The 25,150-nt window shown below is 66.0% G+C and carries 23 protein-coding genes; 7 read left to right on the top strand and 16 right to left on the bottom strand.

What is annotated here, in order from left to right; genetic code table 11:
* Positions 1–46: 46 nt before the first annotated feature.
* Positions 47–1,036, bottom strand: coding sequence for a polysaccharide deacetylase family protein (locus ACW177_RS14985; protein WP_492026471.1), 990 nt, complete (start codon positions 1,034–1,036; stop codon positions 47–49).
* Positions 1,037–1,196: 160 nt separating this feature from the next.
* Between ACW177_RS14985 and ACW177_RS14990 the strand changes: the two genes are divergently transcribed.
* The gene (locus ACW177_RS14990; RefSeq protein ID WP_492026472.1) at positions 1,197–2,825 is read left to right on the top strand and encodes a response regulator; all 1,629 of its coding nucleotides are present in this window, start codon (positions 1,197–1,199) and stop codon (positions 2,823–2,825) included.
* 69 nt (positions 2,826–2,894) lie between these two features.
* On the opposite strand, the gene rplT is transcribed toward ACW177_RS14990, so the two are convergent.
* The 6 genes from rplT to ACW177_RS15020 form a co-directional block, all read right to left on the bottom strand.
* Positions 2,895–3,248 (bottom strand): 50S ribosomal protein L20, encoded by a 354-nt coding sequence (rplT, locus tag ACW177_RS14995; RefSeq protein WP_395945729.1) that lies wholly within the window; start codon positions 3,246–3,248, stop codon positions 2,895–2,897.
* A 54-nt stretch (positions 3,249–3,302) separates the two neighbouring features.
* Complete coding sequence (gene rpmI / locus ACW177_RS15000; RefSeq protein ID WP_003166435.1) at positions 3,303–3,500, bottom strand: 50S ribosomal protein L35; 198 nt, start codon at positions 3,498–3,500, stop codon at positions 3,303–3,305.
* Between the two features lie 164 nt (positions 3,501–3,664).
* Positions 3,665–4,963, bottom strand: a complete 1,299-nt coding sequence (locus ACW177_RS15005) for an MFS transporter (protein WP_492026473.1) — start codon at positions 4,961–4,963, stop codon at positions 3,665–3,667.
* A 64-nt stretch (positions 4,964–5,027) separates the two neighbouring features.
* Entirely contained in the window at positions 5,028–6,998 is a 1,971-nt protein-coding gene (locus ACW177_RS15010) for an alpha/beta hydrolase family protein (protein WP_492026474.1), read from the bottom strand.
* Positions 6,999–7,167: 169 nt separating this feature from the next.
* Positions 7,168–7,689, bottom strand: a complete 522-nt coding sequence (gene infC / locus ACW177_RS15015; RefSeq protein ID WP_271163804.1) for a translation initiation factor IF-3 — start codon at positions 7,687–7,689, stop codon at positions 7,168–7,170.
* 124 nt (positions 7,690–7,813) lie between these two features.
* Positions 7,814–8,776: a glycosyltransferase family 9 protein gene (locus tag ACW177_RS15020; RefSeq protein ID WP_492026475.1), complete on the bottom strand. Its 963-nt coding sequence runs from the start codon at positions 8,774–8,776 to the stop codon at positions 7,814–7,816.
* Positions 8,777–8,972: 196 nt separating this feature from the next.
* Here ACW177_RS15020 and ACW177_RS15025 point away from each other — a divergent pair, with 196 nt between their 5' ends.
* Positions 8,973–9,713: an alpha/beta fold hydrolase gene (locus tag ACW177_RS15025; protein ID WP_492026476.1), complete on the top strand. Its 741-nt coding sequence runs from the start codon at positions 8,973–8,975 to the stop codon at positions 9,711–9,713.
* Positions 9,714–9,852: 139 nt separating this feature from the next.
* On the opposite strand, the gene aguB is transcribed toward ACW177_RS15025, so the two are convergent.
* The 5 genes from aguB to ACW177_RS15050 form a co-directional block, all read right to left on the bottom strand.
* Positions 9,853–10,716 (bottom strand): N-carbamoylputrescine amidase, encoded by an 864-nt coding sequence (gene aguB, locus ACW177_RS15030; protein WP_492026477.1) that lies wholly within the window; start codon positions 10,714–10,716, stop codon positions 9,853–9,855.
* Positions 10,713–11,720, bottom strand: a complete 1,008-nt coding sequence (locus ACW177_RS15035) for an agmatine deiminase family protein (protein ID WP_492026478.1) — start codon at positions 11,718–11,720, stop codon at positions 10,713–10,715. Before ACW177_RS15035 ends, aguB begins: the two co-directional genes overlap by 4 nt.
* Positions 11,721–11,892: 172 nt before the next feature.
* Positions 11,893–14,379 carry a TonB-dependent receptor gene (locus ACW177_RS15040; protein WP_492026479.1) on the bottom strand — a complete coding sequence of 829 codons (2,487 nt, stop codon included), beginning with the start codon at positions 14,377–14,379 and terminating at the stop codon, positions 11,893–11,895.
* A 177-nt stretch (positions 14,380–14,556) separates the two neighbouring features.
* Positions 14,557–15,843: a capsular polysaccharide export protein, LipB/KpsS family gene (locus ACW177_RS15045; protein WP_492026480.1), complete on the bottom strand. Its 1,287-nt coding sequence runs from the start codon at positions 15,841–15,843 to the stop codon at positions 14,557–14,559.
* 387 nt (positions 15,844–16,230) lie between these two features.
* Positions 16,231–17,379, bottom strand: a complete 1,149-nt coding sequence (locus ACW177_RS15050; RefSeq protein ID WP_492026481.1) for an OmpA family protein — start codon at positions 17,377–17,379, stop codon at positions 16,231–16,233.
* A gap of 310 nt (positions 17,380–17,689) precedes the next feature.
* On the opposite strand from ACW177_RS15050, the gene ACW177_RS15055 reads away from it, so the two are divergent.
* Positions 17,690–18,892 (top strand): acetyl-CoA C-acyltransferase, encoded by a 1,203-nt coding sequence (locus ACW177_RS15055; RefSeq protein ID WP_492026482.1) that lies wholly within the window; start codon positions 17,690–17,692, stop codon positions 18,890–18,892.
* A 172-nt stretch (positions 18,893–19,064) separates the two neighbouring features.
* Here the strand turns inward: ACW177_RS15055 and ACW177_RS15060 are convergent, their stop codons facing one another.
* From ACW177_RS15060 to ACW177_RS15070, 3 genes are read right to left on the bottom strand one after another with little or no spacing between them, the layout of a single operon-like run.
* Positions 19,065–19,637 carry a demethoxyubiquinone hydroxylase family protein gene (locus ACW177_RS15060; RefSeq protein WP_492026483.1) on the bottom strand — a complete coding sequence of 191 codons (573 nt, stop codon included), beginning with the start codon at positions 19,635–19,637 and terminating at the stop codon, positions 19,065–19,067.
* A gap of 4 nt (positions 19,638–19,641) precedes the next feature.
* Positions 19,642–20,184, bottom strand: a complete 543-nt coding sequence (locus tag ACW177_RS15065; RefSeq protein ID WP_492026484.1) for a disulfide bond formation protein B — start codon at positions 20,182–20,184, stop codon at positions 19,642–19,644.
* Between the two features lie 39 nt (positions 20,185–20,223).
* Positions 20,224–20,799 (bottom strand): YqaA family protein, encoded by a 576-nt coding sequence (locus ACW177_RS15070; RefSeq protein ID WP_492026485.1) that lies wholly within the window; start codon positions 20,797–20,799, stop codon positions 20,224–20,226.
* A 109-nt stretch (positions 20,800–20,908) separates the two neighbouring features.
* Here ACW177_RS15070 and ACW177_RS15075 point away from each other — a divergent pair, with 109 nt between their 5' ends.
* Positions 20,909–21,544, top strand: coding sequence for an exopolysaccharide biosynthesis protein (locus tag ACW177_RS15075; protein WP_492026486.1), 636 nt, complete (start codon positions 20,909–20,911; stop codon positions 21,542–21,544).
* Between the two features lie 3 nt (positions 21,545–21,547).
* Here ACW177_RS15075 and ACW177_RS15080 read toward each other — a convergent pair whose 3' ends face one another.
* Positions 21,548–22,075 carry a hypothetical protein gene (locus ACW177_RS15080; protein ID WP_492026487.1) on the bottom strand — a complete coding sequence of 176 codons (528 nt, stop codon included), beginning with the start codon at positions 22,073–22,075 and terminating at the stop codon, positions 21,548–21,550.
* Between the two features lie 177 nt (positions 22,076–22,252).
* Here ACW177_RS15080 and ACW177_RS15085 point away from each other — a divergent pair, with 177 nt between their 5' ends.
* The 3 genes from ACW177_RS15085 (at position 22,253) to ACW177_RS15095 (ending at position 24,813) form a co-directional block, all read left to right on the top strand.
* Positions 22,253–23,377, top strand: coding sequence for a DUF5694 domain-containing protein (locus tag ACW177_RS15085; RefSeq protein ID WP_492026488.1), 1,125 nt, complete (start codon positions 22,253–22,255; stop codon positions 23,375–23,377).
* A 140-nt stretch (positions 23,378–23,517) separates the two neighbouring features.
* Positions 23,518–24,627 carry a 4-hydroxyphenylpyruvate dioxygenase gene (hppD, locus tag ACW177_RS15090; RefSeq protein WP_492026489.1) on the top strand — a complete coding sequence of 370 codons (1,110 nt, stop codon included), beginning with the start codon at positions 23,518–23,520 and terminating at the stop codon, positions 24,625–24,627.
* Between the two features lie 6 nt (positions 24,628–24,633).
* Entirely contained in the window at positions 24,634–24,813 is a 180-nt protein-coding gene (locus ACW177_RS15095) for a hypothetical protein (RefSeq protein WP_492026490.1), read from the top strand.
* Positions 24,814–25,150: the final 337 nt, after the last annotated feature.

Raw genomic sequence — 25,150 nt, forward strand, 5'->3', positions numbered from 1 at the left:
GGGCCGGGGCGCATTCGTCACCCTTGAAGGCGTGCGGCGGGCCTGATCAGGGCGCGGAGGCGATGGCGGCAAGCTGGTCTGCCGGCGCCTTGTTGGCCGCCACGATCCAGGCAGGCGGTTCCGGCTCCCAGCGGATGGGTTTGCCCTCGGTGCTGGTCCAGCGGTGCAGCCATGAGATTCCGTTGGCCCGAACATAGGTGTCGCGATGTTGGTAGATCGGGTCCGACAGGGCCTCCTCCAGCGTCACGAACCGATAGCCGCGCGCCAGATACAGGGCATGGATCCGCGGATAATAGACCTGGTTCAGGCTGTTGGCGTGCAGCAGCAGGACCTGCGCCGGCTCGCGCCCGCCGGCCAGCTCGGCGCTATAGGGTTCGAAGAAGTCCAGCACCGTCGTCATGTGCGCGACATAGGCCTCGCCGATCCTGCGCTTCAGCGTCTCGTCGCCCAGTTGCTCGGCCTTGCGATAGACGTCGGCGAACATCCAGTCGCTGTTATCCAGAGTGACCGGCGCGATCGTATAGCCGCGCTGGGCCAGGCCGGCGGCGATGACGTCATGCTTTTCCTGGGTCTCCCCCGTGAACAGATAGGGGTGGCGGAACCAGTGCAGGGTCCGCCCCCGCGCCTCCAGCACCGCCCGCGTGATCGGGGCGCCGGCGTCCACATCGGCCAGATAGGCCTCGGCCGTGGTGCGGTGGATATTGATGTGGCTGAAGCTGTGGTTGCCCAGATCGAGCCCGCCGTCCAGCCAGACATCCAGCACCGCCGGCAGGGTCGAGACACGTGTCGGCTCGCACACCTTGCCCTCGTTGACAAAGGCCGTTCCATGGGTGTCCAGCGGCTTGAGCATGGCGACGAAATCGGTGGTCAGCCGCATCAACTGAACGGGATCGCAAAGGGCCGCATCCGCCGCCTGATAGGGCAGGTCGTCAAACGTCACCGCGACGCGGCGCTCCTGCGCGGCCGCCGGGAAACTTAGGGCCAGGGCCAGCATCGGAGCCAACATCAGACCGAGGATCGGGGCACGTGTCATCATGGTTTCAGCCTAACCGAAACATCAGACGACGAACACCGGTCTATATCTAATCCGCCTGCGGACGACTTGTCCGAAACGCGCCGCGAAAGGTTCATGAACGGCAAAGCCGTTGTTAAATATCACCGGTTAAGCCCGCCTTCGTGGACATGAGGGGGGCCGAATGCCGCTGATTGGCGATTTCGTTGACTTGATCGCGCCGGTGGCTCCGACCACCCCTTGCGCCGAGGTGTTCGACCGGTTCCAGACCGAGCCGAACACCCTGGCCCTGGCCGTGGTGGCGGACGACGGCCGCCCTGTCGGCATCATCGAGCGCAACGCCTTCACCCTGCGGATGGCGGCCGAGTTCGGGCGTGCGCTGTACGCCAAGAAGCCGGCCGAAAGCCTGATGGACCGCAACGCCCCCATCGCCGATGCCGCAACCAGCGCCGAGACCTTCTTCGAGGTCTATGGCGAAGCTCAGCTGGGCGCCCTGTTGAGCGGTTTCATCGTCGTGGCCGACGGACGCTATCTGGGCGTCGGCACGGCTTTGCAGGTCGTGCAGGCCGGGGCCGCCCTGCACCGCCAGCGCGCCGAGGAAATGGGCGCCCTGGCCCGCGACCTGGCTTTCGCCGAAGCCGAGGCCGTCGCCTCCAGCCGCGCCAAGTCCGAGTTCCTGGCGGTGATGAGCCACGAGATCCGCACCCCGCTGAACGGCGTCCTGGGCGTCGCCGCCCTGATGGAGAAGAAGCTCGAGCAGGAAGAACTGCGCCCCTATGTCCGCACGGTCATCGATTCCGGCCAGAGCCTGCTGCGGCTGCTGACCGACGCCCTGGACATGTCGCGCGCCTCCGCCGGAATGCTGACCCTGGAGGAAGAGCCGCTGAACCTGTCGTCCGTGGCCTTCGACATCGACGCCCTGTGGCGGGCGCGCGCTGAAGAGAAGGCGCTGAGCCTGACCGTCCGCACCGACTTCGAATCCAGCCCCTGGGTCCAGGCTGACGGGATGCGAGTCAAGCAACTGCTGAACAATCTGGTCGGCAACGCCCTGAAGTTCACCCAGTCGGGCGGCGTGGTCGTCACACTGGCCAGCCAGATGACGCGTGACGGCCTCAGGATCGAACTGACCGTGGACGACAGCGGCCCCGGCGTGCCCGAGACGGCGGCGGCCACCATCTTCGAGCCTTTCAATATCGGCAAGGCGGGGCGCGAGGGCGCCGGCGCCGGTCTGGGCCTGGCCATCTGTCGCCAGATCGCCGAGCGGATGGACGGGACCATCGGCCTGGGCGTGTCGCCGCTGGGCGGGGCGCGATTCCACGTCGTCCTGCCCCTGAGCGCCTGCCCGGCCGACGAGACGGGCGCGGCCACGCCCATGGCCGAGCTGACGCCGCACGACACGCTTCATGTGCTGGTGGTCGATGACAATCCCACCAACCGCTTCGTCGCCGCCAAGCTGCTGGAGATGTTCGACTGCACCGCCGAGATGGCCGAGAACGGTCAGGAAGCCCTGGAGGCGGTTCAGGTCCGGCCCTTCGACCTGGTCCTGATGGACATCAAGATGCCGGTCATGGACGGGCTCGCCGCCACCCGCGCCATCCGCGCCCTGCCCGGCCCGGTCGCCCGCCTGCCGATCCTGGCCCTGACCGCCAATGCCGACGAACGCGACGAGTTGGACTATATCGCCGCCGGCATGAACGGGGTGGCGCAAAAGCCGATCCAGCCCGACGTTCTGCTTAACGCCATGCGACTGGTGCTGGCCGACGCCGAGATCGACCGCTCGGCCGACCTCATGGCCCAGACCGCCGCCGCCTGACACCAAAACGAAGAACGCCCGCCCCGGCGAACCGGAGCGGGCGTTGATCTTTGCCTCAACGGCCTCGACTTAGGCGAGAGCGGCGCGGACCTTGTCGGCGACGGCCTTGAAGCCAACCGAGTCAGCGGCGATGGACGCCAGAACCTTGCGGTCCAGTTCGATGCCGGCCTTGTTCAGGCCGTTGATGAACTGGCTGTAGGTGAAGCCTTCGATACGCGCAGCGGCGTTGATGCGCTGGATCCACAGGGCGCGGAAGTTGCGCTTCTTAGCGCGACGGTCGCGATAGGCGTATTGCCCGGCGCGGTCGACGGCGGCCTTGGCCGTGCGGATCGTATTCTTGCGGCGGCCGGAGAAGCCCTTGGCCTGCTCCAGAACCTTCTTGTGCTTGGCGTGCGAGGTTACGCCACGTTTAACGCGAGCCATGTCGCTATTCCTTCAAATTCTTTGGGTTGAGATCCGTCGTACAGCGCGCGCCGATCAGGCGTACGGCATGTAGGACTTGATCTTCTTGGCGTCGGCGTCGGCCATGACCGAGGTGCCGCGGTTCTGGCGGATGTATTTCGAGTTGTGGCTGATCAAGCGGTGACGCTTGCCCGCAACCCCGGCCTTCACCTTGCCAGTGGCCGTGAATTTGAAGCGCTTCTTGGCGCCCGACTTCGTCTTCAGTTTCGGCATTTCAGTCTCCTTGTTGGAGGGGCTACCGTCCTTCGGACTGCTTGAGCCCGTCGGGTGAGGTGTCTCTCCAGAGTTATGAACCGCCTAGGCATGCCTATTCGCCCGGCGGTTCGGTACGCGAAGGCGCGGCTTGTAAGCGAAGACGCCCGCCGACGCAAGATGAGTCAGGACAAGGACTTGGCGGGCGCGTCCGCCACCCCCTGCCCTCTCCGGATCGCCCGGCCGGCGTTGATCGCCATCACCGCCGCCGGGATGGTCAGAAGCGCGCCGATCAGGAAGGGCCAGTCATGCCCCAGGCCCGAGAACAGCGCCCCGGCCACCATCGGCCCGAAGATGCGCGCCACCGAGCTGGAAGCCATGTTCAACCCCAGCATCGCCCCCTGCCGGTCCGGCGGCGAGGCCCGGCTGATCATGGCCGAGATATTGGGCATGGCCAGCGACATGCCGCAGGCGCCGACGGCCATGACGATCGGAATGACCCACCCCCGCACCACCGGCAGGGACAGGCCGCCCAGCTCCAGCCGGGTCGCGGGAAACCACTCGACCGGCGCCAGCACTTGCAGCACCAGCGAGGCGCCGAACAGCAGCATCCCGGTCGCCAGCACCCGCGCCTCGCCAAACCGGCGCGCCAGCCGCCCGGCCAGAAAGCCCTGGTTCAGGGTCGAGATCACCCCCACGATCATGAAGCTGAGCCCCACCTCGCGCGCGCCCCAGGCGTAACGGCTCTCGGACCACAGACCGAACACCGCCTCCATGGCCGAGAAGCCGGCCATATAGATCAGGGTGACGATCAGAACCCGCGACACCACCGGATTGGTCCGGGCGTCCTTCAGCCCCGCCAGGAAGGCCGGACGCGCCGCCGTGGGATCAGCCTTGGCCCGGCTCTCGCGCAGGAATACCATCACCCCCACCGCCGCCAGAGCCGCCAGAGCCGCGGCCAGGAAGATCGGCAACTGATATCCCAGCCGTCCCAGCTGCGGCTGGGTCAGCAGTCCGCCCAGACCCGGCCCGACGATAAAGCCCAGGCCAAAGGCCGCGCCGATCAGCCCCATCCGCCCCGCCCTCTGCGCCGGCGGAGTGACGTCGGCCACATAACCCTGGACCGTCGAGATATTGCCAGCACCCAGTCCGGTGAACAGCCGCACCGCGATGGCCAGCCAGATATTAGGCACGAAGGCCAGCATCAGATAGCCGACCGCATTGGCCCCCAGCGTGACCAGCAGCACGGGCTTGCGTCCGATCCGATCCGACAGCCGCCCCCAGAAGGGCTCGGCGAAAAACTGGCCCAGCGAATAGGCCGAGAACATTAGGGTGATCTGCCAGGCCTCAGCCTTCAGGCTCTGGGCGAAGAAGGGCAGCAGCGGCACCACCAGCCCAAACCCGACCAGATTGATGAACACCACCGAGAACAGCACCGCCAGGGCGGGCGCACGGACGGCGGGAGGCGGGGGCGTCTGGGTCATGCCCCAGGCTTAGCGCGACGCTTGGCCCGCGAAAAGCGCCGTCGCGTCGCCTCCATTCAATCCCTCAGTTCGGCCCCACAGGATTGTTCGCTTCCAGGAACCGCACCGTCTCGCGCAGCATCTGCTGTCGGGTGTCGGCGCGCGACAGCCAATGGTCTTCGCCCGGCAGTTCGATGAACTCCACCGGCTTGTCCGCCCGGCGCATGGCGTCGGCCATGACCCGGCTTTGTTCGATAGGCACCACCGTGTCGTCCTTGCCGTGGATCAGCAGCAGAGGCCGGTCGACCGTTTCGGCCAGCCGGGCCGGCGACAGGGCGTCCAGCGCCCGGTCGTTCAGCCGGGCCGCTCCCATGAACCGGTTCCAGTAGCGCACCGTCTGGCTATCGTTGCGGCCCTCCTGTCGCGCCTCCCAGTTGACCATCCGGCGCAGGTCCGACACCCCGGCGACAGCGACGCCGCAGCGATAGACCCCAGCGTCCAGGGTCAGGCCCGCCATGGCCGCATAGCCGCCGTAGCTGGCGCCGACGATACAGACCCGCTCGGGATCAATGATCCCCTCGGCCGCCAGCCAGCGCACCCCGTCCGACAGGTCGGTCTGCATCTTGCGGCCCCATTCGCCGTAACCCGCCTCCATAAAGGCCAGGCCATAGCCGGTGGAGCCCCGGAAATTGGCCTGAAGCACCGCATAGCCGCGCGACGCCAGGGCCTGGGCCCACCAGTCGAAGCCGGCCACGTCCTGCGACGCCGGCCCGCCGTGCGCCAGCACCACTAGCGGCAGCCCCGTCGGCGCCTCGACGCCCGGCGGCAGGGTCAGATAGCCGGGAATATCCAGCCCGTCCGCCGCCGCATAGTGAATCGGACGCATCTCGCCGACCTGAGCGGGCAGGATGGTCGGATAGGCCTCGGCCAGGATGTTCGCGGCCCCTCGCGAGAAATCGACCAACTGATACAGGCCCGAATCCCCGATGTCGTCGAACACGACCACCCGATTCTGCGCGTCGTTCCAGGACGTCAGCACCGGTGTCTTGCCCGCAAATGCCCGCTCGATGGCGCCCCAGCGCCGCGCCGCCGTCGGATCGATGAATTCGTAGTGCGTGCCGTCCTCCTCCGTGCGGCCGCCGCCGATCAGCAGGCGCGTGCGCGGATGATGGACCAGAAAATCGGGATGATGCTCGAACGGCAGCCGGCTCCATACGCCCGTGTCCACATTGATCTCGAACAGGACGTCCGACGTTTCCGAATCCTCGTCCTCCGGCGCCAGATCCGGCCGGTCCGCGCTGATGACCACTGTGCGCGGCGTGCGGCCCATGCCGAGCAGGCTGGGCGTATCCACCGGGGCGTCGACCGCCCAGGTCTCGCTGAAGCCGGGCCCCTTCGGCAGCCGCAGCGACCAGCGCCCACCGCGCTCGACATAGCGGGCCTTGGCGATCACCTGCCCCTCGCCGTCCAGCACATAGTCGTCAGTCTCCCGGTCCATGGATTCCACTGACCGCCCCCGACCGGTGGTCAGGTTGATCCGGTACAGATCGATCTGGCTGTTGTTGATATTGACCCCCCGGACGAACAGGGCGTCACCCTCCTCGGTGCTGCGGGTCAGGGCAGGGCCGTACAGCACCGCCAGCACGTCCGGCGTGCGGTCCAGCACCTGGACCAGCTTCTTCTTCTCCAGATCCAGAATCTGGCCGAAGTAAAGCTCGGACCGGGGCACTCCCAGCAAGGGGATCCCTTGCGTCTGCGAGGTGACGACCAGGACATGCCCCTCGCCGATCCAGCGCAGGTCGCGAACCTTGGCGTCGCCGATGTTCGCTGCGAACAGATGTTCGCCCGTGATCATCCGCGTCACGGCGATGGCCCGAAGCTCGCCCACCACGGTGATCCGCGCGATCAGTTCGCCGCTGGGCGACAGCTCGATATATTCGATGGCCGGCGTGGCGCTGTAGGCCTCCAGCGGCGGCGGCCCCGGAACCTCCGCCGCGGCTGCCGTCTGGACCTTCGCCGCTGCGCTTCCCGCACACAGACACATTGCGATCGCCACGGCGACCGCCTTCACCCCTGAACTCAACACCACGCACGTCCTCCCCCGAGTCGAGCCCCTTTTCAGCCGCCCCGCGCGCAAGTTGCAAGAGGCCCGCCCCAACGCGCGAAAAGAAAAGCCCCGACCGGGTCCGGTCGGGGCTCGTCAGGTCAGAAGTGGATCGTGTCGATCAGCGCGGGGCCAGGATCATGATCATCTGGCGGCCTTCCATCTTGGGCGAGAACTCGACCTTGGCGACTTCCTCGAAGTCGGCCTGGACCTTGTTCAGCAGCTTCATGCCCAGTTCCGGGTGCGCCATTTCACGACCGCGGAAGCGCAGGGTGACCTTCACCTTGTCACCCTCGTCGAAGAAGCGGTGCATGGCCTTGGCCTTCACCTCATAGTCGTGGGTGTCGATGTTCGGACGGAGCTTGATCTCCTTCAGCTCGACGACCTTCTGGCGCTTGCGCTGCTCGGCCTTCTTCTTCTGCTCCTGGAAACGGTGCTTGCCGTAATCGAGGATCTTGGCCACCGGCGGTTCGGAGGTGGAGACGATCTCGACCAGGTCCATCCCGGCTTCCTCGGCGGCTTCCAGAGCGGCGGAGGTGGGCATGACGCCCTGTTTCTCGCCATTCTGATCGATGAGCAGAACGCGAGGGGCGCGGATATCCTGGTTCATACGCGGCCCGTCTTTCACGGGTGGCGCTTGCATGGGACGGCGAATGGGCGTCGTTTCCTTATGTGGTCAAAGAAGGCGTGTGTCGTGATGAGCGAATGCACGCGGCTGTCGCCACGTTCCCCTCAAGCCCGCAATATGCGCCGGGAAGCCCGGTTTTTCAAGGGTTGGCGGGCGTTCCGGCGATATAGGCGTCGTGCAGCGCCAGCACCGCGTCGAAGACATGATCGACGCTCAGATCCTCGATGGGGGCGAACTGGCCGCGCGTCTCGTTCGAGGCCGCCGTGCGCGTCTTCGGCCCCCAGGGACCGTACAGCCACCACTCGGTCGGGCCGAACAGGCCCAGTGTCGGCCGCCCCAGGGCCGCCGACACGTGCATCAGCCCTGAGTCATTGCCGACGAACAGGTCGGCCCGGTCGATGGCGGCGGCCGAGGCCAGGATGTCGCCCTTGCCGACGAAGTCGATGCCGCGCGGTCCCGCAGCCTCCAGGGCCGGGGTCGCCGGCGGCCGGTCGCCCGGCCCACCCACGGGCATGAACCGCCAACCGTCGAAGCGCGGCTCGGCCTTCAGCTTCTCGACCAGGGCGCCCCAGCGGTCGGCGGGCCAGCTCTTGCCCGGCTGGTGGGCGATGGGGGCCAGGGCGATGATGCGACCGGGACCGGCGCCGCCGGCCAACTGCGGATCGATGACGGCGGCGGCCTCGGCCCGCGCCTGATCGTCCAGGAAGATTTCGGGATCCAGCGGCGTCTGCGACCCCATCAGGCGCGACACCATCTCGACCTTGCGCAGCCCCGTCTCCCAGGACCGATTATAGACGATGCGCCGCTTGGCCGGGACCAGATAGCTCAGCGCCGAACCCCGGATGTCGATCACCAGGTCCCAGCGCGTGCCGACCACCTGTTTCCACAGATCGACCCAGTGACCGGCCATCTTTTTCTTGTCGAGCACGATAGTGCACACCACGCCGGGCGCCGAACGGAAGAAGGGCGCCGGCGGACGGCCGCAGGCGACGGTGATCTGCGCCCCCGGAACCTGACGCGCGATCTCGCGGATCACGCCCGACGAGATGACGCAGTCGCCGATGCGGTTGGAGGTGACGAACAGGACCTGGGGTGCGGGCAAATCTTCCTCCGTCATCCTCGGGCTTGACCCGAGGATCGGCGGCGCCGCGCAAGAACTGCGGGACGCAGGGTTGCGGCCGGGGCCGCCTTCTGTCGCCCGTGTGCGTCACGCCCGATCCTCGGGTCAAGCCCGAGGATGACGAACCGGGTCGAGCCCGAGGATGACGCAAGAGAAAAGTCGAGGCACAAGACCGCCCATGACTGACATCCAGCACCTGTCCCGCCCCGACGGCGAAACCCTGGCCTTCAAACGCATCGAGGGCGCCGGCCCGACCGTGATCTGGGTCGGCGGCTTCCGCTCGGACATGGAGGGGACCAAGGCCCTGGCCCTGGACGCGGCGGCGCGCGAACGCGGCTGGCACTTCATCCGCTACGACCATTTCGCCCACGGCCAGTCGTCGGGCGACTGGCGCCTGGCCACGATCGGCCGCTGGCGCGAGGACGCGGTCGCCCTGATCGACAGCCTGTCGGGCCCGGTCATCCCCGTCGGCTCCTCGATGGGCGGCTGGGTCTCGCTGCTGGCGGCCCTGGCGCGGCCGGAACGGATCAAGGGCCTGATCCTGGTCAATCCGGCCCAGGACTTCACCGAACGGCTGATGTGGCCGGGCCTGGCCGATCACGAGCGCCAGGCCATCCTGCGCGAGGGCGAGACCCTGATCGTCGAGGAGGGCCTGGGCGAATACGTCCTGACCCGCCGCATGTTCGAGGAAGCCCGCGACTGGCTGCTGCTGGACGGCGTCATCGACATCGCCGCCCCGGTCCACATCCTGCAAGGCCGCGCCGACGACGTGGTTCCCTGGCGTCACCAGGTCGAACTGATCGAGCGGCTGACGGGCGGCGACGTCCGCCTGGACTTGATCGAAGGCGGAGACCACCGGCTTTCGACACCCGCGGACCTCGACCGACTGGTGGCTGCGGTGGAGGGGATGCGTCTCTAAGTTTCCGCTCATCCCCGCGAAAGCGGGGACCCAGCGCTTTGGGCGCTCAGGCGCCGCAAATAATGCGTGCTCGATGGCCAACGCACGGTGACGCGAAAGAACTGGGTCCCCGCTTTCGCGGGGATGAGCGGAGAGTTTTTCAGCCCTTACCCGTCAGCGCCCCATACAGATCCGTCCGCCGATCCCGGAAGAAGCCCCAGGCCGCTCGGTACTTGTCCAGCTCATCCAGGTCGAAGCGGTGCACCAGCACCCCCTCCTCCTCGGCGCCCAGGCTCTCGACCAGTTCGCCCTGCTGATCAGCAATGAAGGAATGGCCGTAGAAGGTCTGGCCGACCGCCGTCACCGTCTCATGCCCGATCCGGTTGGCGCCGACGACGGGAACCGCGTTGGACACGGCGTGCCCCTGCATGGCCCGGCGCCAGGGTTGAGCCGTATGCAGGCTCGCGTCATGCGGCTCGGTGCCGATGGCGGTCGGATACATCAGGACGTCGGCGCCCATCAGCATCATCGCCCGCGCCGCCTCCGGGAACCACTGATCCCAGCAGATGCCGACCCCAACCTTGCCGAAGCGCGTCTTCCAGACCTTGAAGCCCGTATCTCCCGGCCGGAAATAATATTTCTCCTGATAGCCGGGGCCGTCGGGAATGTGGCTCTTGCGATAAACGCCCAGAGCCTCCCCGTCCGCGTCCAGCATGACCAGCGAGTTGTAATACTGGGGTCCGTCCTTCTCGAAGATCGAGACGGGAATGGCCACGCCCAATTCCTTGGCCACCGGCGCCATGGCCGTGACGCACGGATGCTCGCGCCATTCATAGGCCTGGCTAAACCAGTGCTCCTCCTGCGAGACGCAGAAATACGGCCCCTGGAACAGTTCTGACGGCAGGATCACCTGCGCGCCCTTGCCCGCCGCCTCGCGCACGAAGTCGATGGTCTTGGCGATGTTCGCCTGCATATCCTCGCCATAAGAGGTCTGGATGCCGGCGACGGTGATGTTGCGGGTCATGCGGGCTCCTGCTGGGAAATACAGTGGAACGAGCCGCCGCCGGTCAGGATGGCCTTGGACGGCAGGGGGATGATCTCGCGATCCGGGAAGGCTTCCTTCAACGCCTTACACGCCATGTCGGCTGCACGGTCGTCGCCGTAGGTGGGCACGATCACCGCCCCGTTGGCGATCAGGAAGTTCATGTGGCTGGCCGGAATCGGGCGTTCGTCCTCATCCAGAACCAGACCCGGCGACGGGATCCTAAGCACACGGAGCTTACGCCCCGCCGCGTCGGTCATGGACGACAGATCGCGCGCCGTGGCGTCATAGACCTCGGCGTTGGGATCGTTGCGGCCCCAGGCAATCGGGCAAGCCACCACGCCCGGCGCGACGAAACGGGCCAGGTTATCCACGTGACCGTCGGTGTGGTCGTTCAGCAATCCATCGCCCAGCCAAAGCACGGCCTTTGCCCCGATTGCGGCCTCCAGCGCCGCGGTCGCGACCGCCTCGTCCTGGTTCCAGGCCGGGTTGCGGTTGGGGTTCAGCAGGCACTGGCGCGTGGTCAGCACCGTCCCCTCCCCGTCGTGATCCAGCGACCCGCCTTCCATGACGAAGTCGTTCCACGTCAGGGCCACGCCCGAATGCTCGCCGATCTGGCCCGCGACCAGTTCGTCGCCCGGCATGTCATATTTCCCGCCCCAGCCGTTGAACCGGAACGCCGCCGCCGTCTTGGACCCCGCACCGAAGATCGGACCGGTGTCGCGCAGCCAGATGTCGCCGAACTCCCCGGCCACCACCTCGACATTCTCGACGCCCGCAAACCGCGCCTGGGCGTCCGCCAGCACCTCGGCCTTGCCGACCATCAGCTTGACCTGTTCGCGCCCCGGTCCGGCCAGCGCCCACACAAGCCCCTCGACCTCGTCCTGCGCCTGTTCCAGCGCCTCGAACCAGTATTCCGCATGGCTGGGCCAACCCACCCACATGGCGCGGTGCGGAGCCCATTCGGCGGGGATGAAGGCGGTCATCGGCGAACTGATCCTGTCTAGGTCCGGCGGCGGGTCCGGGACGAAACGCGAGCCGCGCCATATGGCCCCTCCCGCCCCCGACTTCAACGGCGGGCGGCATCATCATGTCGGGGCAAAGAAAAAGGGCGGCCCGCGAACGGACCGCCCTTCGTCGTTTCAGTTTGGCTTGGCCTTAGAAGGCGTAGCGGACCGAGGCCTGAACCGTGCGCGGCGGGCCTTGGTTGGCGAACAGCGACGAGCTCGAGTTCGTACCGGTGCCCAGCGAGCCGTAGTATTGCTCGTCCAGCAGGTTGGTGACGTTGATCTGCACATAGGTGCCTTCGACGCCGAAGTAGCTCAGGTCGAACTTGGCGTCCGCATCGACGACCGTATAGGACGGAACGGCCAGATCGTTGACGTCGGTCAGCCAGCGTTCGCCGACGTAGCGGGCCTTGATCCCGGCTTCCAGCGGGCCCGTTTCATAACGGGCGCTGAGCACGAAGGTCCAGTCCGGGGTTTCCACCAGGGTCTTGCCACCGACCGGGATGGTGGTGGTGGAGCTGGAGCGATAGTCGTCCTGGATCTCGCTGTCGTTGTACGAAGCCGAGGCGTAGAAGGACAGCGACTCGATCGGCGAGAAGCCGAGCTGAGCGTCGAAGCCCATCATGTCCACGTCGCCGACGTTACGGTCGGTCGAGATGTTGGTTTCCGGATCATAGGCCGACAGGATGCGGTTCTGGAACTGAGTGTACCAGACGTTGGCCGAGGCGATCAGGGCGCCGGTCTGGTAGCGATAGCCGGCGTCGTAGGTCTTGCTGGTTTCCGGATCCAGGATCGGGCTGATCAGCTCACCGGCCGTATTGTACAGAACCGTGTACAGGTTGTCGGTGCGCGGCAGGGTCAGGCTTTCCGCATAGGAGAAGTAGACGCTGCTGGCGCCGTCGAAACGCCAGACGGCGTTTAGGTTCGGCAGGACGTCGTCGAACTCCTTGGTGCGGCTGTAGGGCGCGATGTACTCCGTTCCCGAGGTGGCGCTGCCAAAGCGATAGTAGGTAGCGTTTGCGGTGGTCGAAAGCGTGGAGACAAGCGGCGTCTGGGTGGTGCAGAGCACCGAACTGGTGCCCTTGGCCGAGTAGCAGTTCTGGTTCATCTCGCGCTTGAAGTAGGGCACGCGGACGCCCAGGCTGACGCGCAGGTGGTCTTCGAAGAACTTGCCGCGGTATTCCAGCGCGCCCTGGTTCAACTCGGCGTAGGATAGGCGGTCACGCGAACGCAGGGCGTAGCCATCGAGGTTCACGATCCGGTTGTCCTCTTCCCTCAGACCGCCCCAGATGTCGGCGAAGACCGGCGCGGAGGGGTTGGAGAAGTCGATCTCGCCGTACAGACCGGTCTGACGGTGACGCGCCCAGTCCAGGGTGTAGGCGGCGCGGATCGAGTGGTTGTCGTTCAGGTTCCAGATCAGCGACGAGTTGATGCCGTAGCGCTGGGTGTTGGTGTTGGACGGCGTCATGACGCGGACGGTGTCCAGGGTGTCGCCGTCGCCGTTCAGGTCCACGCCGCCCGTCGTGCGGGTGCCGCGCAGCAGGGCGTTGGTCTCGGTCAGTGTCGTTTGTTGCGAACCGCCGTTGGCCAGAACGTACTGGAACGAAGGGTCGAAGGTGAAGATCAGACCTTCAGCCAGGGTGAAGCGCGACTGGCCGCGCAGGTTGCCGGTGTCGGATGGGTTGATCCGCAGACCCCAGTAGCTGGTCAGGTTGCTGTCGATATCGGCCGTGCCGTTGCGGAAGGTCGGAGCAGTATAGGTCGGGGTGAAGTCGACGTTCCAGCCGAACGGGCTGGTGTCGGCCGTCGAACCCAGCGAGCCGTCCGTGTTACGGAAGAGGTTCGGGCCGTTGTAGTTGTTATTGCGGTTGCGGTTCCAGTGCGCAGCCAGCGAAACGAAGTCGCCGTTATCGCCGATCGGCTGGTACACCTTGGCATTGTACTGGATCTTGCCCAGGTCGCCGATACCCTTGAACTTGTCATAGGACTGGTCGGAATAGGCGAACCAGGCGCGCGTGCCGAACGGCCCGAATTCGCCAGTGTTCACCAGCGCCATGACACGCTTGTAGTTGAAGTCCCCGATCGAGCCCTTGACCCAGCCACCGAAATCTTCGGTCGGGGTGATGGACGAGATGTTGATGGTGCCGCCGGTCGCCGAAGCCGAGGGGCTGTCCGCGTCGGTCGTGCCCGTATTGACGGTCGCCTTGTCGATCAGTTCGCCGTCAAGCTGCTGGTTCGTATAGAGGGCATAGTTGCCCGAGTCGTTCAGCGGCATGCCGTCGAAGGTCTGGGCGATGCGGTTGCCGTCAAAGCCGTGCAGGCGGATGTTGCCGCCCGACGAACCATAAGGGTCGTTGTTGGTGAAGTTCATGCCGGGAACGAGGTTCAGCACCTCGTTGATCGACTGGCCCGAGGCCTGGCTCGCGATGAACTCTTGCGTGATGGTCGAACGGCTCTTGCCGACGTTTTCAGCGACGATGGCGCCGTCGATGGTGCGCGGACCGCGCTGACCGGTGACGACGATTTCGTTCAGTTCGGCGGCTTCCGTACCGGTCGATTGCGCCGAGGCGGCGCCGGCGCCGGCCATGACGCCGACGATGGCGGTGGTCGCCCAGAAGAGGCGCTTGCGGTTGATCATTGCATCTATCCCCAGATGAAGGCCGGACCGGGCCCTAAAGGCGGCAGGCGGGGTCGCCTGCCGAAATCTGGCCCCATCTACGTCTGGTGTTGCAATGTCAGGCGACAGTTATACGACAGTGATACGACAAGGCCCTTCTGTGGCTCCATCGCAACATTCATATCGCGCTATGTCGGATCAGTTAGAAATACGCTCAAACATATCCGCGACGCCATGCGCCGTCCGCTGGATCGCCCGCGGTTCGTGGAAATTGCCGTTCACCTGGCTTTGGGCGATCACATGGGCGCGGAAACGAGCAAACAGCGCCGCATCCGGCGCCTGGGGCGCGGCCCAGAAGCTGTTTAGCGACTGTTGGTCCGTCAGACCGTCGAAGTCGAAGAAGGCGTCACCCAGCACCTTGACCGGGGTCTGGAAGCCCAGGGCGGACAGGGCCGCGCTTGAATTGTTCACGACCATGCCGCGCGACGCCCGGCACAGCTGGGCCAGATTGCCGCCGTCGATGAAATCGACCCGGCCTTGCAGCCCATGTTCTATCGCCAGTCGCCGCGTAACCGCCGCCAGATCGATCACGCCGGGATCCAGCGGATGATTCTTGACCACCAGCCGCGCCTGACGGGGCGCATGGGCGGCGAAGCTGGTCATCAACCCGGCCAGAAACGCCGTATTGTCGGGATAGCGCGAATAGCGCAGCAGTTGCGCGTCTCCCTCGCGCTGAAGACAGGCGATGAAGAAATCCCCCCTCGCCGCGATAACGTCCACATGGCTCGCCGTGGGCGACTGGAAAGCCAGCCCAAGGTACCGTCTGATATGGCCCAAGCACTGGGCCAGGGGCGAAACCGTGTAGTGGTTGGCGAAGCGCGGGAACAGCAGACCGCCCAGCCCCTGGACCAGATGATAGGCGCTGATGTTGACCACATGATACGGCAGGATACGCCCCACCGAAATGGGCTCAGGCAGTTCCGGCGCGGGCGCCGCATAGGCTTGTTTGAAGCGCGGCAAGCCGCTGGACCCGTTGACCCCGTTGCGTTCCACCGTGATCCAGTCCGGACGGAAATAGCCGTTCTCCAGCACCCAGACCTTGGCGGCCAGCCCCTTGTCCGCCGACGACAGTACGGCGCGATTATAAGGTCCGCCCTCGCCGAACAGGAGGACATCGGTGTAACCGGCCGTCATCTCCGCCAGACGGGACGCCCAGGCTTCGTCTCCGCCCTTGAACACCACGCCGCCGGCTCGACGCCATTCCATCGCGTCGCCGGCGTTGAAGATCATCCGCCGCACCGTGGCGCCACGGGCCTCGAGCACCTCCGCCAGGGCCAGGCTGAAACGACCGAACGGAGCCGAGACGATCAGGAACCGGCGGCCATGAAGACCGGCCGGTTCGGGACGGGACTTGATATGGGAAAGCAGATCGCGCGCCGCCCTGCTGTACTCGTCAACAGATGGCGATGTCGGCGACAGCCTCATGCGGGGCTGCAGATAGGAAGAAACCTCGGCGCGAAGCCTGTAACGACGTTGCCGACGGGTCGACACGGAACGAGAAACGTGGCGAGCGTCCACCATTAAACATCTCTCGATTGCAAAACGCCGTTCCTCGGGGGCGCACTCGGCCGCTCTGCGTCTTCGAAATCGCTAGCGAAGGACCCCATCATCCTGGCCACTGTGACTTTTCCGACGGAGGCGTTCAACCCAATTTGAGCCTCGTATCGGACGAATATCCCCGATCATGAAACATAAGACACACAGCCGAAGGCCGCCGCCTCCCGAAGGAAACGACGACCCTCGCCCTCATCGGCGCACAATCTATGCCTGAGTCGCCGGCCCGACGGATGTCAGGCCGGCGATCACAAAAGCTTAGAAGTTGATGTCGATGGTGGCGCGACGGTTCAGCGGCTCACGCACGCCGTCAGCCGTGGCCTTGGCCAGGGCGGTTTCGCCCTTGCCGTCCAGAGAGATGGCGCCGCCGTTGACGCCTTGGGCGACCAGGGCGTCCGCAACGGTGCGCGAACGACGGTTCGACAGGCCGAGGTTATAGGCGGCCGAGCCCGAGGTGTCGGTGTAGCCGACGATCACCACGCGGGTCGGACGACCCGACTTGGCGTAGTTGGCGGCCTGAGCCACGACCGAGCGGGCTTCAGCCGTCAGGTCCGAGCGATCCCAGTCGAAGTAGACCACGAACTGACGGTCAACCGGAGCCTGAGCGACCGGAGCGGGCGGCGGGGGCGGAGGAGGCGGCGGGGGCGGGGGCGGAGGAGGCGGGGCAGGCGGCGGAGGAGCCACCTCTTCCGCACCGAAGCTGTAGCGCAGACCCAGGGTCACGGTGTGCGACTGATCGTAGTCGCCGTCCCATTCACCGAAGGCGGTCCCGCCGGCGCTCGTCGTCGAAGCGAAGGTCGCATCGCCCGTCAGGTAACGATAGGTCAGGTCGATATTGGTGCGGTCGCCCACGGCCCAGGCCAGACCGGCGATCGCTTGAGCGGCGAACTTGGTCGAGTCATCGTCAGCTGCGAAAGCAGCGCCGCGATTGTCACGCAGGTTGCCGATGGTGTCGGTGGTGACGCGGTTCACACCAGCGCCGAGACCGACGAAGGGACGAATGCCCCAAGCTTCATAGCCGAAGTCATAAATGACGTTGGCCATCAGGGTGGCGGACTCGATGTCGCCTTCAGGCGAGAAGCAGCCGCCCGTCGCCGGGGTCAGGTTGCAGAGGCCGCCAGTGCCGGACACGGCGCGCACGGTGCCGATGTCGCCCGAGCGATAGCCGCCTTCCAGTTCAACACGCCAGTTGGGGTTGAAACGGTAACCGAGACGGGCGAAGGCCGCCCAGCCGTCGTTGACCTCGTAGTTCCAGTTCACGCCGGTCGTCGAAGACTCGGCGTTGATGTCGTCCATCATGTGATAGCCGGCGTCGATCGCGCCATACCAGCCGTTGGGTTCTGCCGAGGCCGCGCCAGCTGCGAACAGCCCCGCTACGGCGACGGAGGCGAGAAGTTTGAGCTTCATAGCTTCCTCAATCTGTAAAAATGCCCGAAGCCGAGCTGTTGCCCGACATTCCCGAGCCAAACGACACCCCTTCGCCCTAGTTCCGCCCGGCTTCGATGAATGTGGCGACTGTGGCGCCATTTCAACACAATGGGCGAACGCGGATTGGGCAAGCGGCGCCGTTCCAAGCGACCCGCATCTTGCGTTGACGCCGCGTGAGGCGCCTAACTTCGGAACCGAGGAAACATCCCAAGCCACGTCTTAAGTGGTCCAACCAGACAGGAACGGGGCTCCAGCAGCCCCGAGGGCCATAGCCCCAGGAGCAAGTCCCATGCGCGAAGCCGTTATCGTCTCCACCGCCCGCACCCCGATCGGCCGCGCCTATCGCGGCGCGTTCAACGACACCCAGGCCCAGCAGCTCGGCGCCCATGCGGTGAAACACGCGGTCCAGCGCGCCGGCGTCGATCCGGCCGAGATCGAGGACGTGATCATGGGCGCGGCCCTGCAGCAGGGATCGACCGGAACCAATGTCGCCCGCCAGATCGCCCTGGCCGCCGGCCTGCCCTCGACGGTTCCGGGCATGAGCCTGGACCGCCAGTGCGCCTCCGGCCTGATGGGCATAGCCACAGCGGCCAAACAGGTGGTGTTCGACCAGCAGAAGATGGCGGTCGGCGGCGGACTGGAGAGCATCTCCCTGGTCCAGAACCAGCACATGAACCTGTACCGGGGCAAGGACGAGGCCCTACTGAAACTGGCGCCCCATATGTATATGTCGATGCTGGAGACGGCCGAGGTCGTGGCCCGTCGCCACAACATCAGCCGCGACCGCCAGGACGAATACGCCCTTCAGTCCCAGCAGCGGACGGCGGCGGCCCAGGCGGAAGGTCGGCTGGACGCCGAGATCGTGCCCATGACCACCACCATGCTGGTCACGGACAAGGCGACCGGCGAGACCGCCTCGAAAGACGTGACCCTGTCGAAGGACGAGGGCAACCGGCCCGACACGACGCTTGAGGGCCTGAAGGCGTTGAAGCCGGTCTTCGGCAGCGGCGAGGAGATTCAGCAGGGCGAATTCATCACCGCAGGCAACGCGTCCCAGCTTTCCGACGGCGCCTCGGCCTGCGTGATCATGGAGGCCGGCGAGGCGGTGAAGCGCAACCTCCAGCCGCTGGGCGCCTATCGCGGCATGGCGGTGGCGGGGGTCGAACCGGACGAGATGGGCATCGGCCCGGTCTACGCCGTGCCCAAACTGCTGAAACGCCACGGCCTGACGGTGGACGACATCGGCATCTGGGAACTGAACGAGGCCTTTGCGGTCCAGGTTCTCTATTGCCGCGACACCCTGGGCATTCCGGACGAGCTTTTGAACGTCTCGGGCGGCGCCATCTCCATCGGCCATCCCTACGGCATGTCGGGCGCCCGCATGACCGGCCACGTCCTGATCGAGGGCAAGCGGCGCGGCGCCAAATACGGCGTCGTCACCATGTGCATCGGCGGCGGAATGGGGGCCGCGGGGTTGTTCGAGATCTTCTGAAGGGGGAACCGCACCCCCCTGGCTCCGTCATCCTAGGGCTTGTCCCTAGGATCCATACTCCCGGCGCCTCCGCAGCCCCGCCCGACCTCAAAGACCGGGAGTATGGATCCTCGCCACAAGGGCGAGGATGACGATTATAGGCGGCTGCGACGACGGGGAGCGGGCGTGGCCCTCAGACCTTCTCGCTGACCTTGATCGCCACCCGGCACCCCGCCTTGATCACCCCGCTCAGCAGCCGATAGGCCGGCGCCTCGCGGCTGCCGTGGTCGATGGCGTGGTCGTGGTGGGCCAGTTCCTCGTCGCGGAACTGTTTCAGCTCGGCGGCCAGGGCCGGGTCGCGGTCGCCGATCTCGGCGATCTGGTCGGCATAGTGTTTCTCGATCACGCTCTCCACCGCCTCGGTGCAGGCGTGCGCCGCCTTCTCGCCCATCAGGGCGGTGCCTGCCCCCAGGGCCGAGGCCGCGATCCGCCACAGCGGCGTCATCGCCGTGGGTCGCACCCGGCGCTCGTTCAGCAGCCGTTCGAACCGCGCCAGATGCACCGCCTCCTGGTCCTGCATCTCGCCCAGGTCGCGCACCATGTCGCCATGGGCCTTGCGCCCTTCGAACACAGCCTTCTGGGCGCGGTAGATCAGCACGGCCGCATATTCGCCGGCGTGATCGACCCGCAGGATCTCGTCCATCCGCGCCTTGCTGGCGCCCATTCCGGGGCGAGGCAGCGGGATATGAGGGGCGGCTTCGGTCATGGCGTCAGGCCTTTTCGAACCGGGGGGCGCGGGCGTCCTTGGGGCGTTTGGCCGCCAGCAGGCTGAATATCGCCAACGCCAGGGATATCAGGGCGTTCCACCCGGCCATCGACACGCCCAGCCAGCTCCAGGCCACGGCGTCGCACATGGCCACCCGCTGGCTCGGCCCCGTCCCCAGCGCCAGGGCGGTCAGGCTTTCCAGATCCACCGCGCCCCCGCCGACGCAAGTCGCCGGCAGGCTCCACCACTTGTATTCGCCGCCCACGTGGAAGATCGCGGTGATCGCGCCGGTGGCGAAAACGGCGGCCAGCAGGAAGGAGGCGATCCGGGGCGTGCCCCGCCGGCTGCCGCTCAGAATGGTCCAGGACGTCGCCACCACCGCTACGGCCACCGCGCCCCAATAGACCTCGCGCTGCTTCAGACACAGGTTGCAGGGCGCCAGGCCCGCGAAGCGCTCAAACGCATGGGCCGCACCCAGCATGGCCAGCGACGCGGCCAGGGCGAAGGCGGTCCACCAACGGGTCAGCAGGCGATAGAGGTTTCTCATCGTGAAACGGTCTTACTCCGGTCCAGTCTCGCCGTCGACTTACAGAAGCTTCAGCACGACGATCAGGGCGATCAGCACCGCCAACCCGATCCCGGACCACAGAGCCAGCCGCTTCTCGACCTGGGCCAGCATGGCCGGTCCCCAGGTCTTCAGGATCCAGGCCTCCAGAAAGAACCGCCCGCCGCGCGTCGCCACTGACGCCGCCATGAAGATCGGGAAGCTGAAGGCCGCCAGGCCCGAGGCGATGGTCACCAGCTTGTAGGGAATGGGGGTGAAGCCCTTGATCAATATGACCCACAGCCCCCACTGGGCGAACCACTCGCGGAAATGATCCAGCCCGTCCGCATGGCCCAGCAGCTTCAGGATCGCCAAGCCGACGTCGGTCAGGAAATAGCCGATGGCGTAGCCCAGGATCCCCCCCAGAACCGAAGCCAGGGTGCAGACGCCTGCATAGAAATAGGCCTTCTCCGGCTTGGCCAGGATCATCGGCGCCAGCATCACATCGGGCGGAATGGGAAAGAACGAACTCTCGGCGAAGGACACCACCGCCAGCGCGGGCGTGGCGTGACGATGGCGCGCCAGATTGAAGACGCCGTCATAGAGCTTGCGAAGCATGGATAGTCCCCCGGGAGACCTGAAGCCGTAGCAAGACCCGGCCTCCCCGTCACCCGCTGCGACACCGCAACGCTCGCGACCGCCGTCGCCTCCATTTAAGGAGCGTCCAATGACCGCTCCCCGCCCCGCTGGCCTCGCCGACGACGTCAGCCAAAACCTCACCCGCCTGCTGCGCCGACTTTCCGACGAAGGCGGCGAGGCCGGCCTGACCCTGGACGAGATCCGCGACCGGCTGGACGAGCGGGCCTACGGCCTGCTGATCCTGCTGCTGTCCATCCCCTGCCTGGTCCCCGGCCTGTACGGCGTGCCCCAGGTCGTCGGCGTCGCGATCATTCTGCTGGCCGCGCAGATGCTGGTCGGGCGCGAGGAGCCCTGGCTGCCGCGCTGGCTGCTGAACCTGCGCGCCAAGGCGTCATGGCTGAAGGCCATGGCCGATTTCGCCGAGTCGAAACTGGGCTGGATCGACCGGCTGTCGCGCCCCCGCCTGCGTCGCTTCGCCGACGGGCCGGGCGAGAAGCTGGCGGCGGCCTTCATGATCCTGGCCACCCTGACCATCGTCCTGCCGATGACCAACACCATCCCGTCGGTCGCCCTGGCCCTGCTGTCGGTCGGCCTGATCCAGCGCGACGGCCTGTTCGTTCTCGCCGGGGCGGCGGTGACGACGGGCTGGCTGACGATCCTGGGCGTGGTGGCGGCAGGACTGTTGCTGGGCGCGGAATGGGCGACGCGGCTGCTGCCGGGTTGACGGCTAGTCGTTCGACCGATCCGACGCCAGCCCCCGCTCGATGCGGACCAGGTCCAGCACGCCGATGATCTGACGCGACCGCCACTGGCTCATCATATAGGTGATCGGCCCCAAGCCCACGGCGACGAGGAGACTGATCACCTCCCACATATGGGAGCGCGTGAAGCTCAACAGACTATCTCCCGCCAGCTCGGCCAGCAGGGCCAGGATCGACAGCGGGACCGTCAGATAACCGACGATGACGAACCGTAAAATCTGGTCCTGCCGACGCGCGTTCAGATTCGCCAGAGCGTACAGGGCTTCGAAGCCAGCTTCATCCACCCCGTCCAATAGATCGAAGGTCTTCAGCGTCGAGGGGTTGCGGCGGAACCCGCTGACGAAATCCACCCCCGCATAGCCCCAGGCGCCGGGCGTGTAGAGGCTGGAGGGGAGGAGGCTCCAGACTGGAAATAGCGCCTTTAGCCTCCGCCACAGCACCCACAGCCGGACAGGCCCGTCCTCCACACCGTCGCCGCTCTTCAACTGTGTCATCGCCATCCCCCGCCGCTCCCACCGATGCGTTGATCCACAACACCACGATTCCCGCAGCGGGCTGAACCACGCCCCAGAATGTCCAAAGTTTAACGGGCGTCGATCATCGTTTCGTCGGATGAAGCGTCTCGCGTCGCCATGAGGCGGCGTCCTTCTTTCAGCCTCGAGGCTCCCGCGATGATCCGTTCTTTGCGATTCCTGTCACCGGCCCTGTCGTCCGTCCTACTGGCTCTGACCGCTGGATCATCAGCCCTGGCCCAGCAGGTCGCGCCGCCCGCCTATCACCCCGCCTTCCATCCGTCCGAACTGAAAGGGCCTCCCGCCGGTGCGCCGAACGAGGTGCTGGTGCTCGGCACGCCGCATCTTTCGAATCTGGACGATAGCTTTCAGCCCGCCCTGCTGACGCCGCTTCTGGATCGCCTCGCCGCCTGGCGGCCCACCGCCATCGCAACGGAAGACCTATCCGGCCTGCAGTGCGACAGCCTGCGTCGCTATCCGTCGCGCTATGCCGAAACGGTCAAGACCTATTGCGACGATACCACCGTCGCCAACGCGGCCGTGAACCTGGACGTGCCGGCCGCCAATGCCGAGGCCGAGCGTCTTCTCTCGGATTGGCCCGCTCAACCCACGCCCGCCCAGCGACGCCGTCTGGCGGCGGTCTTCATGGCTGCGGGAGAAAACGGATCCGCGCTCGTGCAGTGGCTTCGCCTCCAACCGGAGGACCGTATCGCGCAAGACGGCCTGAATGCGGCTCTGGTCACGAACTTGAACAGGATCAAAGCCGAGCACAACGAGACCTATCTGATCGCGGCGCCTCTTGCGGCTCAACTCGGTCTGGAGCGTCTCTGGAGCGTCGACGACCATTCCGCCGACTCGTCGGACGGCGCCGATCCCGCCGAAGTGGAAGCCTACGGCGCGGCGATCATGAGCGCGTGGGACAATCCCGCCAGCCATGCCCGCAGGGCGACCGATACCCGCCTGCGCGCCGCCTTGGCCGAACCGGACGGTGTTCTTCAGATGTACCGCACCTATAATGCGTCGGATGCGCCGGCTCTGGTCTATCAGTCGGACTTCGGCGCCGCACTGATGGAACCGTCGTCCCAAGGTTTTGGCCGCCAGTACGTCGGCTTCTGGGAAACCCGCAACCTGCGCATGGTCGCCAATATGCGCGACGTGCTGGGCCGCTATCCCGGCACGCGGATGCTGACCATCGTCGGCGCGGCGCACAAGGGCTACTACGACGCCTATCTGGACCAGATGCATGATGTGCGTCTGGCCGATACCGAGGCCGTCCTGCGCTGAATCTTCAGGGGCCGCTGGAGCGGCCGGCATCACGACCCCGTGGTCTGCCTTGGCTCTGTCGTCATCCGCGACTAGGTTCCGCGCCAATCGGCGGCCCCTTTCGGTTAAGCCCGCCACCAAAGCTACGCGGGAGACGCGCCATGAACGACATGACCCCCACCCCTGATCAGACGACTGCGGAACAGATCAACCTGGAAAACCCCCTCGGCGTCGATGGATTCGAATTCGTCGAGTTCACCGGCCCGGAACCGAAGGCGATGATCGCGCGCCTTGAAATGATGGGCTTCACCCAGACCCATGTGAACCCCAAGACGGATGTCGTGCGCCTGAAACAGGGCGACATCTCCTTCCTGGTCCACCGCACGCCCAAGGGCCAGGCCCAGGCCTTCGCCGCCGACCACGGCCCCTCGGCCAACGGCATGGCCTTCCGCACCAGCGACGCCAAGGCTGCCTATGAGGGCGCGCTGGAACGCGGCGCCGTGGCGGCGACCGATGCGAACGGGGGCGCCCTGGGCGACTATCCCTACATCCTTCAGGGCATCGGCGGTTCGCTGCTGTACGTCATCGACCAGTACGGCGACGCCGGCTCGCTGTACGACACCTGGGACGAGATCGAAGGCTGGGAAGAGGCCGAGCGCAAGAATTCGATGGGTCTCGAGATCCTGGATCACCTGACCCACAACGTCCGTCGCGGCCAGATGCGCACCTGGTCGGGCTTCTACGGCTCGGTCTTCAACTTCGAAGAGCAGAAGTATTTCGACATCAAGGGCAAGGCGACCGGCCTGTTCTCGCAGGCCATGATCGCGCCCGACCGCGCCATCCGCATCCCGCTGAACGAAAGCCAGGACGACAATTCCCAGATCGAGGAATTCCTGCGCCGCTACAACGGCGAAGGCATCCAGCACATCGCCCTGACCACCGAGAACATTTTCGAGACGGTCGAGGCCATGCGGGCCCGGGGCGTCGATTTCCAGGACACGATCGAGACCTATTTCGAGCTGATCGACAAACGCCTGCCCAACCATGGCGAGGACGTGGAACGGATGCGCAAAAACCGCATCCTGATCGACGGGTCTGACGAGGAGGGCCTGCTGCTGCAGATCTTCACCCAGGACACCTTCGGCCCGATCTTCTTCGAGATCATCCAGCGCAAGGGCAACGAGGGCTTCGGCAACGGCAATTTCCAGGCCCTGTTCGACTCCATCGAACTGGACCAGATCCGTCGCGGCGTCATCAAGGTCGACGCCTGAATGCGGATGCGGCCGCCGACCTGGCTGCCCTGGCTCGGCCCGGCCCTCGCGGCCGGCGCCGGCGCCCTGGCGGGCAAGTTCTGGCTGGACGGCGGATTCTGGACGGTCCTCCTCGCCGCCCTGATCTGCGGCTTCGCCCCCATCGTCGGCTACCGCGTCTGGAAGCGACTGCACCATCGGGGATGAGCCCCGTCACCCTCGGGCTCGTCCCGAGGGCCCACGGCGGACGCGGCTTCGACCTGCGGCCGGGTTTAGTGCGGCGGACAGGTGGGCCCTCGGGACAAGCCCGAGGGTGACGGCAAATGAGATCACACGCACAATCTCGCCCGTCTCGCTTCTGAAAAACGCACCGCTTTTCAGATTCTCACCGCCATCGACCTGACACGCCCCCACGCCGGGTTAGAATGGCGGCTCAACGCGGGGAGCCGGCCATGACACGAACGACTCGGACTGAACCACAGGCGCATCACCACGCGTCGCCCCGCCCCGGCGCCGCCGAAGAATCCACTAAAATAGACTCAAA

The sequence above is a fragment of the Brevundimonas sp. AVps23W genome, from assembly GCF_058681395.1.

What these genes read in the sequence shown, in the direction of transcription:
- ACW177_RS14985 (WP_492026471.1), bottom strand. Translation starts at nt 1,036, where the DNA reads ATGATGACACGTGCCCCGATCCTCGGTCTGATGTTGGCTCCGATGCTG.
- ACW177_RS14990 (WP_492026472.1), top strand. Translation starts at nt 1,197, where the DNA reads ATGCCGCTGATTGGCGATTTCGTTGACTTGATCGCGCCGGTGGCTCCG.
- rplT (WP_395945729.1), bottom strand. Translation starts at nt 3,248, where the DNA reads ATGGCTCGCGTTAAACGTGGCGTAACCTCGCACGCCAAGCACAAGAAG.
- rpmI (WP_003166435.1), bottom strand. Translation starts at nt 3,500, where the DNA reads ATGCCGAAACTGAAGACGAAGTCGGGCGCCAAGAAGCGCTTCAAATTC.
- ACW177_RS15005 (WP_492026473.1), bottom strand. Translation starts at nt 4,963, where the DNA reads ATGACCCAGACGCCCCCGCCTCCCGCCGTCCGTGCGCCCGCCCTGGCG.
- infC (WP_271163804.1), bottom strand. Translation starts at nt 7,689, where the DNA reads ATGCAAGCGCCACCCGTGAAAGACGGGCCGCGTATGAACCAGGATATC.
- ACW177_RS15025 (WP_492026476.1), top strand. Translation starts at nt 8,973, where the DNA reads ATGACTGACATCCAGCACCTGTCCCGCCCCGACGGCGAAACCCTGGCC.
- aguB (WP_492026477.1), bottom strand. Translation starts at nt 10,716, where the DNA reads ATGACCCGCAACATCACCGTCGCCGGCATCCAGACCTCTTATGGCGAG.
- ACW177_RS15035 (WP_492026478.1), bottom strand. Translation starts at nt 11,720, where the DNA reads ATGACCGCCTTCATCCCCGCCGAATGGGCTCCGCACCGCGCCATGTGG.
- ACW177_RS15040 (WP_492026479.1), bottom strand. Translation starts at nt 14,379, where the DNA reads ATGATCAACCGCAAGCGCCTCTTCTGGGCGACCACCGCCATCGTCGGC.
- ACW177_RS15045 (WP_492026480.1), bottom strand. Translation starts at nt 15,843, where the DNA reads ATGAGGCTGTCGCCGACATCGCCATCTGTTGACGAGTACAGCAGGGCG.
- ACW177_RS15050 (WP_492026481.1), bottom strand. Translation starts at nt 17,379, where the DNA reads ATGAAGCTCAAACTTCTCGCCTCCGTCGCCGTAGCGGGGCTGTTCGCA.
- ACW177_RS15055 (WP_492026482.1), top strand. Translation starts at nt 17,690, where the DNA reads ATGCGCGAAGCCGTTATCGTCTCCACCGCCCGCACCCCGATCGGCCGC.
- ACW177_RS15060 (WP_492026483.1), bottom strand. Translation starts at nt 19,637, where the DNA reads ATGACCGAAGCCGCCCCTCATATCCCGCTGCCTCGCCCCGGAATGGGC.
- ACW177_RS15065 (WP_492026484.1), bottom strand. Translation starts at nt 20,184, where the DNA reads ATGAGAAACCTCTATCGCCTGCTGACCCGTTGGTGGACCGCCTTCGCC.
- ACW177_RS15070 (WP_492026485.1), bottom strand. Translation starts at nt 20,799, where the DNA reads ATGCTTCGCAAGCTCTATGACGGCGTCTTCAATCTGGCGCGCCATCGT.
- ACW177_RS15075 (WP_492026486.1), top strand. Translation starts at nt 20,909, where the DNA reads ATGACCGCTCCCCGCCCCGCTGGCCTCGCCGACGACGTCAGCCAAAAC.
- ACW177_RS15080 (WP_492026487.1), bottom strand. Translation starts at nt 22,075, where the DNA reads ATGACACAGTTGAAGAGCGGCGACGGTGTGGAGGACGGGCCTGTCCGG.
- ACW177_RS15085 (WP_492026488.1), top strand. Translation starts at nt 22,253, where the DNA reads ATGATCCGTTCTTTGCGATTCCTGTCACCGGCCCTGTCGTCCGTCCTA.
- hppD (WP_492026489.1), top strand. Translation starts at nt 23,518, where the DNA reads ATGAACGACATGACCCCCACCCCTGATCAGACGACTGCGGAACAGATC.
- ACW177_RS15095 (WP_492026490.1), top strand. Translation starts at nt 24,634, where the DNA reads ATGCGGCCGCCGACCTGGCTGCCCTGGCTCGGCCCGGCCCTCGCGGCC.